At 47.4% G+C, this 17,503-nt stretch carries 16 protein-coding genes; 10 read left to right on the forward strand and 6 right to left on the reverse strand.

Annotated features, from left to right (window positions below; translation table 11 throughout):
* Positions 1-18: 18 nt before the first annotated feature.
* The 5 genes from B5G04_RS01180 (at position 19) to B5G04_RS01200 (ending at position 5,919) form a co-directional block, all read left to right on the forward strand.
* Complete coding sequence (locus tag B5G04_RS01180; RefSeq protein WP_022038849.1) at positions 19-465, forward strand: SPOR domain-containing protein; 447 nt, start codon at positions 19-21, stop codon at positions 463-465.
* On the forward strand, positions 465-1,058 hold the full coding sequence (folE, locus tag B5G04_RS01185) for a GTP cyclohydrolase I FolE (protein ID WP_022038850.1): 594 nt from the start codon (positions 465-467) through the stop codon (positions 1,056-1,058). The genes B5G04_RS01180 and folE overlap by 1 nt, the downstream gene beginning before the upstream one ends.
* 109 nt (positions 1,059-1,167) lie before the next feature.
* Complete coding sequence (locus tag B5G04_RS01190) at positions 1,168-2,505, forward strand: MATE family efflux transporter (RefSeq protein ID WP_022038851.1); 1,338 nt, start codon at positions 1,168-1,170, stop codon at positions 2,503-2,505.
* A gap of 443 nt (positions 2,506-2,948) precedes the next feature.
* Positions 2,949-4,691, forward strand: coding sequence for a hypothetical protein (locus tag B5G04_RS01195; protein WP_087395265.1), 1,743 nt, complete (start codon positions 2,949-2,951; stop codon positions 4,689-4,691).
* A gap of 346 nt (positions 4,692-5,037) precedes the next feature.
* A complete protein-coding gene (locus B5G04_RS01200) occupies positions 5,038-5,919 on the forward strand; it encodes a GLPGLI family protein (RefSeq protein ID WP_158100010.1) in 882 nt (293 codons plus the stop codon).
* Here the strand turns inward: B5G04_RS01200 and B5G04_RS19565 are convergent.
* Positions 5,903-6,073 carry a hypothetical protein gene (locus B5G04_RS19565; RefSeq protein WP_158100011.1) on the reverse strand — a complete coding sequence of 57 codons (171 nt, stop codon included), beginning with the start codon at positions 6,071-6,073 and terminating at the stop codon, positions 5,903-5,905. The genes B5G04_RS01200 and B5G04_RS19565 overlap by 17 nt on opposite strands.
* Positions 6,074-6,337: 264 nt before the next feature.
* The gene (locus B5G04_RS01210; RefSeq protein WP_087395273.1) at positions 6,338-8,077 is read right to left on the reverse strand and encodes an ATP-binding protein; all 1,740 of its coding nucleotides are present in this window, start codon (positions 8,075-8,077) and stop codon (positions 6,338-6,340) included.
* A gap of 101 nt (positions 8,078-8,178) precedes the next feature.
* On the opposite strand from B5G04_RS01210, the gene B5G04_RS19570 reads away from it, so the two are divergent.
* Positions 8,179-8,373 carry a hypothetical protein gene (locus B5G04_RS19570; RefSeq protein WP_158100012.1) on the forward strand — a complete coding sequence of 65 codons (195 nt, stop codon included), beginning with the start codon at positions 8,179-8,181 and terminating at the stop codon, positions 8,371-8,373.
* A 224-nt stretch (positions 8,374-8,597) separates the two neighbouring features.
* On the opposite strand, the gene B5G04_RS20665 is transcribed toward B5G04_RS19570, so the two are convergent.
* Positions 8,598-8,726, reverse strand: coding sequence for a hypothetical protein (locus tag B5G04_RS20665; RefSeq protein ID WP_255395935.1), 129 nt, complete (start codon positions 8,724-8,726; stop codon positions 8,598-8,600).
* A gap of 350 nt (positions 8,727-9,076) precedes the next feature.
* Between B5G04_RS20665 and B5G04_RS01220 the strand changes: the two genes are divergently transcribed.
* The 4 genes from B5G04_RS01220 to B5G04_RS01235 all read left to right on the forward strand — a co-directional run bounded on the left by B5G04_RS01220 (position 9,077) and on the right by B5G04_RS01235 (position 14,435).
* Positions 9,077-9,910: a GLPGLI family protein gene (locus B5G04_RS01220; protein WP_087395279.1), complete on the forward strand. Its 834-nt coding sequence runs from the start codon at positions 9,077-9,079 to the stop codon at positions 9,908-9,910.
* Between the two features lie 13 nt (positions 9,911-9,923).
* Complete coding sequence (locus B5G04_RS01225; RefSeq protein ID WP_087248681.1) at positions 9,924-10,745, forward strand: GLPGLI family protein; 822 nt, start codon at positions 9,924-9,926, stop codon at positions 10,743-10,745.
* A 50-nt stretch (positions 10,746-10,795) separates the two neighbouring features.
* A complete protein-coding gene (locus B5G04_RS01230) occupies positions 10,796-11,668 on the forward strand; it encodes a cysteine peptidase family C39 domain-containing protein (protein WP_087395282.1) in 873 nt (290 codons plus the stop codon).
* A gap of 154 nt (positions 11,669-11,822) precedes the next feature.
* On the forward strand, positions 11,823-14,435 hold the full coding sequence (locus B5G04_RS01235) for a carboxypeptidase-like regulatory domain-containing protein (RefSeq protein WP_087395285.1): 2,613 nt from the start codon (positions 11,823-11,825) through the stop codon (positions 14,433-14,435).
* Positions 14,436-14,444: 9 nt separating this feature from the next.
* Here the strand turns inward: B5G04_RS01235 and B5G04_RS01240 are convergent, their stop codons facing one another.
* The 3 genes from B5G04_RS01240 to B5G04_RS01250 form a co-directional block, all read right to left on the reverse strand.
* Positions 14,445-15,365 carry a DUF2807 domain-containing protein gene (locus B5G04_RS01240; RefSeq protein WP_087395288.1) on the reverse strand — a complete coding sequence of 307 codons (921 nt, stop codon included), beginning with the start codon at positions 15,363-15,365 and terminating at the stop codon, positions 14,445-14,447.
* A 149-nt stretch (positions 15,366-15,514) separates the two neighbouring features.
* Positions 15,515-16,489 (reverse strand): phosphatase PAP2 family protein, encoded by a 975-nt coding sequence (locus tag B5G04_RS01245; protein WP_087395291.1) that lies wholly within the window; start codon positions 16,487-16,489, stop codon positions 15,515-15,517.
* On the reverse strand, positions 16,480-17,502 hold the full coding sequence (locus B5G04_RS01250) for an NAD(P)-dependent oxidoreductase (protein WP_239413998.1): 1,023 nt from the start codon (positions 17,500-17,502) through the stop codon (positions 16,480-16,482). Before B5G04_RS01250 ends, B5G04_RS01245 begins: the two co-directional genes overlap by 10 nt.
* Position 17,503 lies beyond the last annotated feature (1 nt).

Here is a 17,503-nt window from a genome sequence, read left to right on the forward strand (position 1 = left end):
CCCTAAAACACACACATCATGAAATACTTACTATCCCTCTTTTTACTCTTGTGGGTTTCGGCAATGCATGCCCAGCGCACCATTGTGGAAAGCCTGGAGACACACCGTGCAGGCGAAGGAGTAGTAACGGTACATGCAGAATCCTACATCACTTCGCTAATAGGTACACGTTATGCCGCTTCAGCCCCGAAAACATTGAAGGCAAGAGGTTTCCGCGTACAGGTATATGCCGGAAACAATTCGCGCGTAGCACGCAACGAAGCAAATCGGATAGCCGGGAAGATAAAAGAAACATTTCCGGAAATGCCGGTATATACGTATTTCCAACCTCCACGCTGGCTGTGCCGTGTAGGAGATTTCAAGAGCATAGAAGAGGCACACGTAGCCATGCGCCAACTAAGAGCAAGCGGCGAATTCAAAGAAGTAGCGATTGTACGTGAACAAATTAACATTCCCATTGAATAATGATTGATACAAACTTGTTGAAGTTCCCGGAAGAGAAAGTACAGAAACTGATGGCACACTACAAAGAAATACTTTCCCTGCTGGGTGAAGACCCTGAACGGGAAGGACTGGTGAAAACCCCTGAAAGAGTAGCCAAAGCCATGCTGACGCTTACACGGGGATATGAGGTAGACCCGAAAGAAATTTTGTTAGGTGCCAAGTTCAAGGAGGCATACAGCCAGATGGTAGTGGTGAAAGACATCGATTTCTTCTCCATGTGCGAACATCACATGCTTCCCTTCTACGGGAAAGCCCACGTAGCTTATATCCCCAACGGATACATCACGGGACTGAGCAAGATAGCCCGCGTAGTAGATGTATTCTCGCACCGCCTCCAGGTACAGGAGCGCATGACCCTGCAAATCAAAGAATGCATTCAGGAAACGCTGCACCCATTAGGCGTAATGGTAGTAATAGAAGCCAAACACATGTGCATGCAAATGAGAGGAGTAGAAAAACAAAACGCCATCACAACCACCTCCGATTTCACTGGAGCGTTCAACCAGGCAAAGACACGCGAGGAATTCATGAATCTTATCCGAAGAGAAAGATAGTTGACAAGGTACCAGTTGACAAGGTGACAAGGCTTTAGATAGTCTTGAGTATGCTGGACCTCGCCCCCTTGTCAACGGGTCGCCTCGTTCCCTAAAATAAAAACAGACTATGACTCAACAAACAGGCATCCGCAAAGGACTGGTCAAACTCGTTATACCCATTTTTATCGAAACTTTGCTCATCATGATGCTGGGAGCAGTAGATACCATCATGCTGAGCCAATACTCCGATGAGAGCGTGGCTGCCGTAGGCGTGGTCAACCAGATTGTGACCTTTGCCTTTCTGGTATTCGAGGTCATCAACATCGGCACATCGGTACTCTGCTCGCAGTACTTGGGAGCTAAATTAGAAAAAAACATGATACAGGTAGTGGGGGTAGCCTTATTGCTCAATTTGGTAGTAGGACTGGCAGTCAGTGCCATCCTGCATTTTGGTGCCACTACACTGTTGGGCTGGATGGGACTACGCCCCGAGTTGTTACAATATGGTATCGGCTATATGGAGATTGTGGGAGCATTCGCTTTCTTCCAGGCCATCTCGCTCACCATTTCCGCCTCGTTACGCAGTGCCAACAAAGCCATTTACCCGATGCTGGTTACCGTACTGGTCAACATCATGAACATCATCGGCAATTATTCGCTGATTTTCGGCAAGTGGGGCATGCCGGCACTGGGAGCCGAAGGTGCTGCCATCTCTACCGCTTTCGCCCGTGGCGTAAGCATGGTTGTATTGTTTGTCATCCTCTTCCGCAAACACATCCCCAAGTTTCCCCTTGCCTATTTCCGCCCTTTCCCATGGATAGAGCTGAAAAACCTGTTGAAAATCGGGCTTCCTTCTGCCGGCGAAAACATCTCGTACAGTTTCTCGCAAGTGGTCATCACCTACCTTATTAATATATTAGGCAACAATGCCCTTGCCACCCGTACCTATACGGTCAACATCGTGATGTTTGTCTACCTCTTTGCCATCGCCATGGCGCAAGGAGGTGCCATCACCATCGGACACCTGGTAGGACAGAAAAAGGTCCGTGCCGCCTACCTTTTGGGCAAGTACGTAATGCGGCTTTCCATTCTGGTGTCGCTCATACTCTCGTGCATCTGGGCAGCTTCGGGGCATTTCATCTTCAGCCTCCTGACCGACAACCAGGAAATCATCCGGCTGGGTGTCACTGTGATGATTATCGATGTGATTGTGGAAATCGGACGTGCCGTGAACATCTATGCCACTAACGCCCTCCGTTCTGCGGGCGATGTCAACTTCCCTTTCTATGTAGGGCTGGTGGTGCAGTGGAGCGTGTCGGTAGGCGTCAGCTACCTGCTCGGCATCCATTGGGGCTGGGGACTGATAGGCATGTGGTGCGCCTTCCTGCTCGACGAGAATATCCGTGCCATTATCTTCGTCCGCCGCTGGAACAGCATGAAATGGGCGAAGAAAGGATTCGTTTAGTGAGTTTTTGAGTTCTTAAGTTTTTGAGTTCTTAAGTTTTTGAGTTCTTAAGTTCTTGAGTTTGTATGTTTCAACTTAAAAGTTTCAACTCAAAAACACTCATAAACTTAAAAACTTACAAACTCAAAAACTTACAAACTTAAAAACTTACAAACTCAAAAACTTACAAACTCAAAAACTTACAAACTGTTTTGAATTTATCGTGCGATGATTGGGGATGTTTTTTTGCAGAGAAGGTGTATCAAAATGAAAGTTGATTCCAATTTCGGCACACCCTCCTATAGGCAATTAAGAAAAATGCAGATATAATCTGTGTAATCTGTGGTGAAAAATCAAAGGAAATAATCATCTTTCAGACAGGGAAAGCGTTCTTATCGTTGTAAAATCATGAGCCGATTCCATCATTTTTATTACTTTTGCACCGTTAAAAGACATAACCGCCTATGTTAAGAAGAATCATCCTGCCGTTGCTTTGCCTGATGTTGCTTCTCCCTGCCTGTAAGGAAGAACCGAAAATCCCAGCCGAATTGAAAGCAATCAACGAAGCTATCGAAAGCGACAAACCGGGAATATACTATATGTTGCAAGACTACAAGCCTAAGGTCCAAAGGCAACCCGAAGCCGTGCGGATGTATTACGACTACCTTACCATTAAATATGAAGACCAGATTAGTTTCCGCCATCCTTCCGATAGCTTGATAAAAGGCATCGTGCACTACTACGAGGAGAAGAACGACCGCCGGATGTTGCCCGAAGTGTATTACCTTGCCGGGCGGGTATATGCCAGTTTTGGCGATGCCCTCCGGGGACTGGACTATTACCAGCAGGCTTTGGACGCATCTGCTGCGCAAGGCAATGAAAAGCTGATGCAACGTATCTATTTCCAGATGGGGCACATCTTCCTGCATCAGGATGTGTACAACGAGGCATTGAATGCCCAGCGGAAAGCACTTGGCTACAAACACCTGGCGGTGGACAGCGTGTCGGAAGTATTTATCCTGAAAGACTTAGGAGCCACTTACGCGGCACAGGGAAAGACCGACAGCGCTTTCCTTTACTACCAGGAAGCCTTGCGGAAAGCCGAAACCGCCTGCAATGCTTCCGTCCGCTTCTACGTAAAAGAAGACATAGCAGCACTCCATCTCCGCCTGGGCGAATACGACAAAGCATGGCACCTGCTCGATGCACCTCCTGCCGATATGGATGCCAGCGTGCAGGCAACGCTCTACCGCTTGAAAGCTCAGCTTTTTCACCGCACCGGACAACCTGACTCTGCCCTCTACTATTGCCGTCTTTTGACCCGTGAGGGCAGCTCGGTGTACGACCGGCAGGCAGCAAGCCTGGAAATGGCAGGCATCTTTACCGGACAAGGACGTTTTCAGGATGCCGTCAACCAGTACTGCCAATACGTCACTTATACCGACTCGGTGCAGAAACTCATCCGTACCGCTGCCATCAGCAAGGCACAATCTACCTACAACTACCGGTTACGCGAGCGGGAGAACAACCAGCTGAAACTGAAAAACGCCGAGCAGCGCACCCTGATACTGGTCTACCTGCTTGCCGGTGTACTCATCACAGGAGGCGGCACTGTCTACCTGCTCCACCTGCGCACCAGCCGGCAGAAGCAGAACGAACGCATCAAGGAACTGGAGCGCCAACAGGAAGAACAATACACCCGAAGCCGTGCCTACATTGAACAGAACAATGCCGTCATCCGCCAACTGGAGACCCGACTGGCTTCTACCTCGGCAGATAACACGCGGATGCGCGAACGCCTGCAGACCCAACAAGAGCAATTGCGCCAACGCAACATCCGTGCCGAAGCCGAAATGCGCCAACAGGAACTGGCACTGCATACGTTCCGCCAATCGGATATTTACATCCGTTTCCATCAGGCAGCAGACTTTTGTGAATTGTCGGAAGCAGACTGGCAAGTATTGCAACACACCATCGATGAAACCTTCAACCATTTCACAGCACGCCTCTATGCACTCTCTCCCCTCAACGAACGCGAGCTTCGCATTTGCCTGCTGGTAAAAGCCGAAATCCAGCCTACCGGCATCGCCCAACTGACTGGTCGTGTAAAGTCCACCATCACATCCGCCCGCAAAAACCTATTCGAAAAGCTATGCGGCAAGAAAGGCTCGGCAGAAGACTTCGACCGCTTTATCCGGGCTTTCTGAAAGCATCCGCCAACTGCCCGGTTTTTCCACTACAGATGACACGGATTATACCATGCGCGGTATGAAATTGTGCCTTTCGTGGATGGGGCAATAAATAATGTGATAATGTGACAACGTGACAATGTGATAATGTGAAAATGTGAAAATAAATTAGCACATTGTTCTATTATTTATTGGCACATTAAAAGCCCGTCTGTGTCTTTCCGTGTTTTCTGTGTCCCTTCAGAATTCGCAAATGCTTTTTCGAACAAAAACCGTACTGCATCGAACAAAAACCGAACCCGTTTACAGCACCCTATTCAGCAGTTTTCCCTACTTTTGCTTCAAACCAAAAACGAAAAATGCCATGAGACCCATGTTCTATTCACTCTTCATGCTGTGTTTCCTGATGCCCGCATATGCACAGACCGTCGACTTTATCAAAGAACTGGAACCTGCCATCTTGCAATGCACCTACCGGTGCACCATGAAACTTGATACATTAGGGACTGATACGAAAACAGACCGGATGATACTCCGCATCGGGCAAAACATCAGCCAATTCTACTCGTATACGGCTTACCGCACCGATTCGATATGGAAAACACCCAACGGAAAACGGATTTGGGGCAATGCCATGGTACGTGCCATCCGTTCGAAAAACCATGCCCAAATGCCCAATGCCAACATGGTAACCAACGATTATATCTATAAAAACTATCCCGAAGGCAAACTCAGCACGTATGCCCAACTGGGAGTAACAAGCGTACAGATAGAAGAAGACTACACCGGACAGGATTGGACTTTGCAGGACAGCACCAAGACCCTGCTGGGCTATCCCTGTCAACTTGCCACGTGCAGTTTCCGCGGACGAGACTACCAGGCATGGTTTACCTCGGATATACCGATTGCCAACGGGCCGTGGAAGTTCAAAGGCTTGCCCGGACTGATACTGGAAGTGTACGACACGAAGAACCATTATCATTTCTTGATAGAAAGCATAGAGCGGACAAACATCGCCCCCGTATGTTTCTACTATACACTACCCGACCCACGGACAGCGGAACGCACCGACCGCATCCGTTACTTGCAACTCAAGGAAGAAGGCACGGCAGGCGTCCCCGGCTTCATACAGAAAACAGGATTAAGCGGAGGCAAAAAGAAAGACAGGCAAAAAATGCCCAAAGGCAATGCATCGCCTACGACTATATGGAAACCGATTATCACACACACTAAGAAGCTGTTTTGAATTTCTTCAAAAAGTTTTTCTTGGCTTGATGTATCCGTTTTCGTGTGTGCTTTGGGCGATTTTTTGGCCCTTTTCGCTCCTGTTCTTCGTCAGATAGCCCGCTATCTTCCTCATCACAGAAGCGAAAATGCCTCAAAAACTCATCCCAAATCATCGCACGATAAATTCAAAACAGCTTCTAAGGAAGTGTTTTTTCATTTCCTCTGATAAATTTGCTTGGCAGGATATGAACCAATGCTTGATTGAAAGAATTACAATCAGCTTCAAGCAGTCTACATTTTACGTTCTCCGTCCCAAAACCGTACGGTTTCCGAACCAAAAACGTACGGTTTTGGGACGGAAACCATAAAAGGATGCTATCTGCACCGATAATATAATCCAAACATTCACCCAAATGTATGGAAGACATGCGGGAAATTCAACTGATTTCTGAACAAAGGGCTATTTCCGCCCCGCGGAACACCACTTTCAGCAAATGAAGCCGCGTGCCTTGACAGAGCCGTTTCACTATCTTGTCGTTGGCGTATTGATGCAACTGGCCGTCGGCTTCCGTGCTCTTTGCCTCCACTTCCGCATCCGTAGCGGTGGGCTTTACGTATTTCAACTCCAAGATGTAGCTATGCGCAATCTCCGGATAACGTGCCTTGTCGGGCAACATCAGGAAGTCACTATACCCATAATTCAGTTCGATTTCAGGCTCTACCAGGTAAAGGGTATTCAGGGCGAGGTATGCCTTGAAAAAGCCTTGCAGGTTGTGCTCGCCCAAGATGCTGTCGCGCACCGAAGAGTTTTCCTTGTATACCTCGGCAATGCGGTTGATTAGCGACATCCAATCCCCATCGAATGACATCTGGTCCATTTCATCTTGCAAAGCGGTCATGTCTACCCGTGCGCTGCGGCCGAAATAATCCCTCATGAAACTCCAATACTGCTCTTTCACGCAATTGTTCGGTATTTCCATTTCGATACGTCTGCCGAGACTTTTTTTCATTGTAAGCAAACCGTAATAATAAAGCAGGCTCCGGAAATTATCTTCATCAGTCACACCTTCGGCAGGGAAAGAGGTTTTCAACGTCATCACAATCGACCCTGTTGCAGAGATTTCTTCTATCACGCTCATACGTTTCTCCTTCAGGTTGCCACGGTCTATTTCCGCCAGCATCTGCAGTTTCTTGTAATCCGTGCGGACGTTCATGTCCACCATTTCCTTAGGCGGACGGTTAAAGGCGACTTGGTGGCGTAAATAGTAGAGCACCATGTCGCAGTTGTACAAGCGTTCTTCATCGGTATACTCTTCCGCAAAGCAATAGTTGTTATACCACGGCTTCATTTCCGTCAGCATCGCTTCGATGTCGGCATCGGCACGCAGCTTGCCGTTGTCCTTGTAGTATTGGAACATGGTGCGCACGTCCGACTCCGGGAAACCGAGCATGTAGTTGAACCGCGGGTCTTGCGAGATGTTCCAACCGATGTTGTATCCGCTCGTAAGGTCATCCAGCGTAACGGGAGACACCCCTATCATGAAGATGCGGCTGAACATCGCCTTGAATATCTTGAAATACTCACGGTAGAAACCGCTGGCATGGGTCAGGTTGCGGAACACTTCCTTACCGCCTTCACTCAAGATTACATTGGTGAAATTGTCGTATTCGTCAATAATCAGATAAAGCAAGTATTTCTTGCGGCGTGCTTCAGCATTAATCAGCCTCAGCTTGGAAGCCGCGTCTTTTTCGGCAAGCACATTTTCGAAGGTTGACTCATCGTAATAATCTTTATATTGCTTGATAAATGAATCAAGTTCGGCACAGCAATAGTCGTTGAACGTATATTCCAGCCTTTCCATGCCTGCCCCCGCCAACGAGAAATCAAAATAAATCACCTGGAAAGCGTTCTTCAGCGGCGTGGGATGCTCCTTTATCCAAAGCCCGTCGAACAACGTGTCGAAACGGTCTGCCATGGCGATATCGTAATACGCCTGCATCATGCTTACGAACACGCTCTTGCCGAAACGCCGGGGGCGAATTAAGAACAAGAAGTCGCTTGCCTCTTCTAATAAAGGAAGATACATCGTTTTATCTATATAATACCGGTTTTTGCTTCTTACGTCTTCGAAGCTTGCCACTCCATAAGGAATACCTTTGACTGCTGCCTTTTCCATACTCTTTAAGTTCTAAGTTTCCGCATAGGCAAAGATACGGATTTTCCCGAAACAGCCCAACTTGTCAAGTCCATTAGAAGCTATTTTGAATTTATCGTGCGATGATTTGGGATGAGTTTTTGAGGCATTTCCGCTTCTGTGATGAGGAAGATAGCGGGCTATCTGACGAAGAACAGGAGCGAAAAAGACCAAAAAATCGCCCAAAGCACACACGAAAACGGATACATCAAGCCAAGAAAAACTTTTTGGAGAAATTCAAAACAGCTTCTGAATATCCTCAAAATGCCAGTAGATAAAAGGAGCGTGAGGAAATACATTCCAGTCCTCCCCCAATCCCATATTGTCAGGACTGCAGTCCTAGATAGTATAGGACTGCAGTACCAGTAAGGTAAAACTGCAGTCCCAGCCTATCAGGACAGGGAAAGATTATAGCTTTGTAGAAAAGGTCGTGCAGCTTTGTAGAAAAGGTTGACTACTTTAAGTCTTATTCGTAGTATGGTATTATTACTATTCATGCCTGTCATTTACCGGTGTGAGGCAATACCATATTTGCCTTGCAGAAGAATGGAGCCATTCTGGAATAAAATACTGGCAGTGAGGAAGCTCCCATCACTTCCAGCTCTTTTCGCAAACATTCAGTAATCATCATATTTTCAGCAGTTTCATAGATATTTTCTTAATGGCGGTCATTCATCGCACGATAAATTCAAAATAGGAACTTATACTATGCGGTATAGATTTGTGCATTTTAATGAAACATAACTATTCACCACAGAGGCCACAAAGAACCACAGAGGAAAAATTTAAAAGACTCTGTGTACCTGTGCCCTCTGTGGTAAGAAAATGCACACTTTCATACCGCGCAAAGTATAAAAATTTTCATCGAACAAAAACCGAATCCTAAAACCGTAGCATCGAACAAAAACTGAACTGTTTTATAGCTTCCGGTTCAAGCGGTTTCCCTACTTTTGCCGATATCGAATTTAAAACTTTACAGATATGGCAAAACACACATTTATCGCCTTGATGATGCTCGGCTTCCTGCTTCCGGCACAGGCACAAATCGGAACCACCACACAAGTAATAGAACCAGCCATCATGGAATGCCAGTACGACCATACTGCTGTACGAGACACACTCGACCGCAGCCAGGTAATGAAAGACCGGATGATTTTGCGGATAGGAAAAAATGTCAGCCAGTTCTATAGCTGGTACACTCACTATGGAGATTCATTATGGTCAAGCCCTACAGGACAACAAATAGCTATAAAAAGAACATTCGAAGCCATTCGTACAAAAAACTTCGAAAACAAACCGGGCGAACGTACGCCCGGATATATCTATAAATCATATCCCCAAAAAGGGGTAACCACTACATACGTTATGCAAGTAGAACCAGATTTGACACTCCAAAAGAAACCCGCCTGCCTATATTTCTCAGAAGATACGCCTAAACAAACGTGGAAAGTGCAAGACTCTATAAAACAGATAGCAGGTTATTCCTGCCAACTTGCCGTTACTCAATTTAGAGGCAGACTATGGTATGCTTGGTTTTCTCTTGATATTCCCATTGATAACGGACCATGGAAACTTTGCGGATTGCCAGGACTGATTATGGAAGCATACGACAAGCAAAATTATTACCATTATACATTAACAAGCATACGTACAAAAAACGTGGAGCCAATCATTTTTTATAATTATTGGAATTCGGTATTTGAACAGACTACACGACTTAACTATTTAAAAAGAGCGCATAAGTTCATAACCCAATATAGGGAACACTTAAAATATACCCAATATGATTTCTTAGAATTAGATTACCGACAATAAAAATCTTAACATCATGAAACGAAATCTCCTATTTTATATACTCTTGTGCATTTTACCACACGCACAAGCACAAATAGACCACATCACGCAAATTATTGAACCATCGCTATTGGAATGTAAATACCAATGGATACAAAAGCAAGATACACTAAAAAATAATGTAGTAATTGATACAATGATTTTACGCATTGGGAAAAATGTAAGCCAATGTTATCCGTATTCCACGTTTAAAATAGATTCTCTCGCTAATGATCCCAAAGGGAGTGAAACCTTATTACAACAAATGATGGCATCATTTAATGGAGAAGGTCCTGCATTAGGAACAAAAATCATCAATGAATACTATTATAAAAATTATCCGAAAGGCAAACTCACAACGTGGGTGACAAAATCAATAGCCTATCAGATAGAAGAAAAATATGAAAAACAGCCATGGATATTGATAGAAGACAGCATTAAAACCATAAATAAGTATCAATGTCGTTTAGCTGTATGCAAATTTCATGGTAGGGAATATAAAGCCTGGTACACCACTGAACTTCTTTATCAAGAAGGACCGTGGAAGTTTCATGGTTTACCCGGATTAATCATAGAGGTTTACGACACGAAAGACCATTATCATTTCACCTTAGTTAGTGTAAAACGAGAGAATCTTCCCCCTGTATGTTTTTATGATATCAAGAATTCGTCACAATCTCAAGGAGAAAGGATAGACCGTATTTCTTATTTAAAACAGTCAGCGGAAAACAATCCGTATATGCATGAGAAGAAAAAAGACTCAAAAGGAAACACGGTCGCTTACGATTACATGGAAACCGATTATCATAACTATTAATTTTAGATAAAACGAACCTAATACAATAAAACAAACTATTGAAAAACTTCATGCAACGTTTCCCCCACTATCGGCAACATGAACAAATGGACTGCGGACCGACCTGCCTGCGTATGATAGCCGCCTATTATGGCAAACGCTACTCGTTGGAACGCTTGCGCGAGCAGTGCCACATCAGCAGGCTGGGCGTATCGATGCTGGGCATCAGCGAAGCAGCCGAAAAGATAGGGATGCGCAGCATGGGAGTGGAAATCAGTTTCAAGCAATTGGCAGAAGATGCCCCATTGCCCTGCATCGTACACTGGAACCAAGAACACTTCGTCGTGGTGTATCGCTGTACGGAAAAACAGGTATGGGTAGCAGACCCTGCAACCAGCAAACTGAAGTATACGGCAGAAGAGTTCTGCCGCTGCTGGACGAGCAACCGCAAAGAGGGACAGGACACAGGCATTGCCCTGCTACTGGAACCTTCGCCGGAGTTTTACAAAGAAGAAGACGATGAAACGGACAACGGCTTTCAAGGGATGGGCTTCATGCTTTCGTACATCAAGCCTTACAAGCAACTGGTGGGACAACTGTTCCTCGGCTTGCTGTTGGGCAGCCTGATACAGCTGATACTGCCTTTCCTCACCCAGTCTATCGTAGACTTCGGCATCAACAACCAGAACCTGAACTACGTGTACCTGGTCTTGCTGGCACAACTCACTTTATCCATCAGCAATGCGGGCGTGGGCTTTATCCGCGGCTGGATATTGCTGCACTTGGGCACACGCATCAACATCTCGCTTATCTCGGCTGAAGAACACGAAGAAGCACGCCGTGCCTTCCTGAACCAACAAAGGGGCATGGAACAGATGATGAGCAACCTGTCTTCGGCACGCATCCAAGAAGCCAGCCTACGGCAAGACTGCTGGACCCATTGAAATATTTATGGGAGAAATATACCTGACGAACAAAAAACAAACTGCAAGGAGGAAACATCGAACAAAAACCGAACGATTTTATAGTTCCCGACCTGGCAGATTTGCCTACCTTTACTAAAACAGTAAAGAACCCAACAGCTAATAATTGCAATTCATGAAACACCTTATCGTATACCTGTTCTTGCTCTGCCTCGCTTCTTCCCTCTGCGCCCAGCAACGGACATTAACGGGCAAAGTGACCGATTCCGCCAAGCAAGTCTCCTTACAAGGAGTAAGTGTAACAGTCTGCCGGGCAGACGGAAAAAGCATCCTTGCCTTTGCCATTACGGACGAGGACGGGACATTCAGCCTAAACGTGGACAGCACAAAGGCAAGCCGTGCGGTGATACGCTTCTCTTGCCTGGGCTATGCAGCCGTGACCCGCCCTATCCAGCCGCAAGACCAAACCTACCGCATCGGCTTGCAACCCGAAGAAATCAGCATCCGGGAGGTCATCGTGAAAGCACCGAAGATACGGGCGCAAGGAGATACGATCATCTATAATGTAGCACGCTTCTCGAAAGAGGGCGACCGCACCATCGGGGACATCCTGAAAAAGCTGCCCGGCATACAGGTGGCAGATGACGGGAAGATTTCGTACCTAGGCACACCCATCAACAAGTTCTACATCGAAGGCAAAGACCTGCTGGGAGGAAAGTACGGCATCGCCACCAACAGCATCTCCAACCAAGACGTAAACAGCGTAGAAGTGATGGAGAACCACCAGCCCATCAAGGCACTAAGCGGACTGAGCCTTTCGGATCAGGCAGCCATCAACCTGCGCCTGAAAGAGAACGTGAAGCAACGGTGGATAGGAAGCGTGAAAGGAGGAATCGGGCTTGCCGCGCCTGCATCGGCACTATGGGACGAGGAACTGATAGCCATGCAGTTCAACAAGAAATTCCAGTCGCTCAATACCTACAAGACCAACAACACGGGCAGGGACGTGACCCGCGAGTTCAAGTCGTTCGACATCAACGCCACACGCTACCGGCGCGAAAAACTGACCGACTACATCCGCATCGTGCCTCCGGCAGTACAGGCACTGAACAAAGAGCGCGAGCTGTTCAACCGAACCCATCAGGCGACTTCGAACAACCTGTTCCAACTGAAGAACGGAATGAACGTGACCGTAGGCATCGGCTACATGAACCACCGGACCGAATCGGACAAGCAGACCGTGACGCAATATTTCCAAGCGAACGCCGATACCACCACCATCCGCGAAAAAGAGAGTTCGCTCTTCGAGCAACAGCAGCTTTCCGCCGAGATACGGCTGGAAGCGAACGAAGACACCTACAACCTGACCGAACGCCTGATGGCAGACTTCGCATGGCTGGACAAGAATGACGGCGTGAGCGGAACCATCCCCAACACCCAAGATGCCTGGTCGCCCGACAAACAGCTGACCAACGACCTCTACCTGCTGAAGCGGTTCGGCAACAAGTTCATCATCTTCACCTCGTACACCTTCGTGCAAGACCATCCGCAACGGATGGACGTGACGTACGGAGACGAAACACGCAGCCAGCGGATAAAGCAGCGAAAACTGTTCTCAGACAACAAAGTGGATTATGGATTCGCCATAGGGCAAGTCACGGTAAGCCTAGGAGCCGGAGCCAAAGTGATGTGGCGCGACATGGCATCGGAACTGGAGGGCGTAACGCTGACCGATAATGACGAGGAAGGTTCGGGCATGAACTACACGCAGCTCTACCTCACCCCCAAACTGGAATATACGTGGCGCAGGCTGAAGACCCGACTTGCGCTGCCCGTCAACTTCTACCATTATCTATATAAGGAAAAGGCAAACGGGCTGAAAAGCCCCTCGACCCGTGTGTTGTTCAATCCAGACCTGTACCTGTCGTATACCCTAAGCGCACGCTGGGACATCGACCTTTCGGGCGGAATCACCAGCCGTCCGCTCGGTGATGCCTCTTTCTATCCGGGTTACCTGATGGATTCTTACCGCACGCTGATGAAAGGTTATCCCGTATACGGGCTGAGCACCAGCAAATACATCGAAGGTGGCATCTACTACAAGCGTCCCTTGGACGAACTGTTTGCCGATGTGTCGGTGTCGCACAACTGGATGAGCCTGCCCTACCTGACCCATCAGCAATTCGAAGAAGATTTCATCGTCACTTCATACCAGCAGGGAGAAAACACGGCACGCCAGCTGGACGTGAACGGCAATGTATCAAAAGGATTCGATTTCCTGAACTGCTACATCTACCTGAAAGGGATGTACACCAACCGCCACGCGGTGCTGGTGCGCAACGAAGAACGGATACCGAACGTGCGCACAATGTGGAGCATCGGGCCGCGCATCGAAGCGGACCTGACGGAAAAAATTACCCTGCACTATGAGTTAAACTATGGGAAAAGCAAGTTAAGGCTGGAAGAAGAAGGAAGCGAGACGAATACCGCCTCATTAGAGCAAAGCCTCAGCCTGCGGATAACACCCGCCGCAAAGCTCAGCATCTTGCTGAAAGGCGGGCATTACCGCAACCGGGAAACAGATAGCCGCAAGCGGGATTTCTTCCTTGCCGATGCCGTGGTGTCATACAAACTCTCCAAACGGATAGACATGGAGCTTGCCGCCACCAACTTGCTGGACGAAAGAGAATACGCCTATACCTCTTTCACCGATGAAGCCAGCACCGTATCACGCAGCTACCGCATCCGCCCCCGCAATCTGCTGTTCACCCTGCGGATGACGTACTGAGGCCACACTTTAATCCTTCATTTTAGAAACCCCTTTTATCTTGCCTTCTACACGGGTGGGGGTACCTTTATAACGGATATCGCCGGCACTTGACACCGAAGTGGAAAGCACGCCGCTGGCGTTACACTCGATATCGCCTGCCGAAGAGGCGGTCGCCTTTACATCTTTCGCCAGCAGGTCCTTGGCATAGATGCCGCCTGCCGAACTGGCACTGAACGTAGCGTTACGGCATGTGCCGGCAAGCTTGATGTCGCTCGATGAGCTGGTAGATGCTTTCACATCACCTTCACAGGTCAGGTTCTTTACCGTGCAGTCGCCTGCCGAACTGGATTCGATAACGGCTCCACTGCATTGGGCGGTATTCACCTTGATATCGCCGCTGCTCTGCGTATCCAGACTCAGCTGCCCGCACCGGACAGCATCTACCACGATGTCGCCGCTGCTCTGCGTAATCATTTCCACATCGGCACAAGCTACAGCCCCTGCCTTGATGTCGCCGCTACTCGATGCACGGAACGATACAGCCTTTTGGGTCTTCAAGCCGTTTGCCAAGATAATGTCGGACGAACTGGATGTGGAGAATGAAGTCACTTCGGGAGCATACACACGCACTTCGCATTTATATCTTCCAGTAATGGATGTACCGCTCTTGAAACCTACATGCAACTTACTTCCTTCCTGTTCTACTTTTATCAAAGGCACAATGTTATCAGGTGCATAGATTTCGGCATAGGGTGTACCCGAAGCCTGCGTATAGACTACATCTACCGATGAAGACGAACGAATAGCATCAATGCCGGTAAGCGATACTTTCTGGGTCACATAATTCTTGCTGGGTTTTACCACGTTTCTGCTTCCGGCGTAGCATCCGGAAACGGTAAGCATCATTGCCAAGACACATGATGCCACAATCATTGAAAAATATTTCATAGTTTCTGTTCGTTTAATTGTTTATGTTCTACTTGTTAGACGCAAAGTCGCGAAAAAAGTTACGGAAAAATAAAGAATCTTTTTGAATGAAGAATGAAGAATTTCCATGCGGGCGAAGCAATTCTTCATTCTTCATTCTTCATTCTTAATTACTTAAAGTACTTGAACGTCGGCGAGATAAACCAGCGCTTATACATCAGGGTGGCAAGCTGGTAAACGAAAAAGGCGGTAAAGAAACCGGCTATGGAATCGACCAGATAATGCGCCTGAATATAAACCGTTGCACAACACAACAACACATAAAAAGGTGCCAGGAAATATGCCAGCCTCCGATTGACCCGCCACGCCATAATCATCACAATGGTAGATATACCTACGTGCGAACTGGGGAAAGCCGCCGTAGGCCGTTCGCCCACTTCTTGTGAAGCCTCCACTAAATTAAAGAAAAAACCATGGTCGAACCCCGGTCCCGGTATCAAGTAATCATTCGTATTGAAATAATCGCCAATAGGAGGAAAATCGCACGCATTCACCCTGTCCATCCCAATAGCCGGGAAATAGAACTGCGGTCCTGCCACAGGCAACATAATATAAACCAAATAATAAATGAAGAACGAAGTGACCAGCACAAAGCAAATCTTCTCGAACCACTCGAAACGCTTCACGAAGTAATAAAGTACCACAATGAGCATCATCGGATAATAAAAAAAATAGCCCATATTAAACGGCTCGCTGAACCAGATGGATGGACAATGCTCGCTGAACTCTACCGAAGGCTGGCACCCGAACAATGCCTGCTCATTGCGTGCAAACAAATAATCAAGGTTCGGGAACAAACGATTGAATTCAAACGTATCGGGATACCAATAAGCAAGCAGACTCATCTGCACCACCATACGGACAAATGCTGTCAGCCTGCACGGAAACGCCTGATACAGGAATATCAGCACAAATGTCAGAATCACAATACCCAAACGTTCCAGTAACATTGTGCCCGGATGGTCCATACGCTGATACAGCAACAAAACCAAAAAACTGGTCAGTGCATTATAAATCAAGCTGATTGTCTCTACGGCAAACAGTTCCTTACCGCTTTCTACCCGTTCGAATAATTTTATAGCCATCCCTCTTTCTTATACCATCTGATTGTTTCTTTTACTCCTCTCTCCAGCGGATATGCAGGCTGGTAACCCAGTTCGTTTTCCAACGGAGCTATGTCGCACCGCCAATTACGCTGTTTCATAATCTTATATTTGTCGGGATTAAGCGTACTGGGTTTATGCATCAGCTTCGCCACGTTTCCTGCCACAGACGAAATAATCTTCAACAACCCAAGCGGACACGTAAAACGTACCAGCCAAGGATGTCCCAATTCGGTCCGTATCAAGTCGGAGAACGTGCGGCTACTATACACTTCGCCATCGCTTACGAAATAAGCGCGTCCCGTCACCTGCTTTTCCACAGCCAAATAAATGGCCTGCACCAAATCGGTCACATACACAAACGTAAGATCTTGCCGGCGGAAACCAGCAACGATGTCCAAATGGCGCGATATGGATTGAGCCATCAGGAAATAATCACGCTCACGAGGACCGTATACTCCCGTAGGGCGGAATATCACCCACGGCAAGTTTTCCAGTGAACGTATGTATGCTTCGGTATGAAGCTTGCTCACCCCGTATGCCGTATTGGGTTGTGGCGTGTCGCACTCACCTATGGGCAGATAGTCACGTTCATGTATGGGACCGAACACACTCAGCGAACTAAGGTAAACGAACTGACGTGGCACCATGTCCAATCTTATCAACACTTCGACAAAATGACGCGTAGCCCAATAATTACCTATTTCGAAGTCTGCCTGATGCAGGCATTTTGTCACACCCGCACAGTGGATAATGCAATCCCACCCGTCATGCTCTTTTTTATGTCGCTTCAGCTGTTCTTCCAAATGATCGGAATCTGTAAAATCGAGTTCGGCAAAACGGATACGCTCATCCTGCAGATATTTCCGACTGCTACTCTGCCTTACACCTGCCCATACCTGCATGCCACGTTCCAATCCTCCTTCGACCAAAAAACTGCCGATGAATCCGCTTGCGCCTGTCACTAATATCTTCATGTTTCCTATATTCTTCATT

The organism is Bacteroides sp. An51A, from assembly GCF_002161565.1.
Taxonomy (GTDB): Bacteria; Bacteroidota; Bacteroidia; order Bacteroidales; family Bacteroidaceae; genus Phocaeicola; species Phocaeicola intestinalis.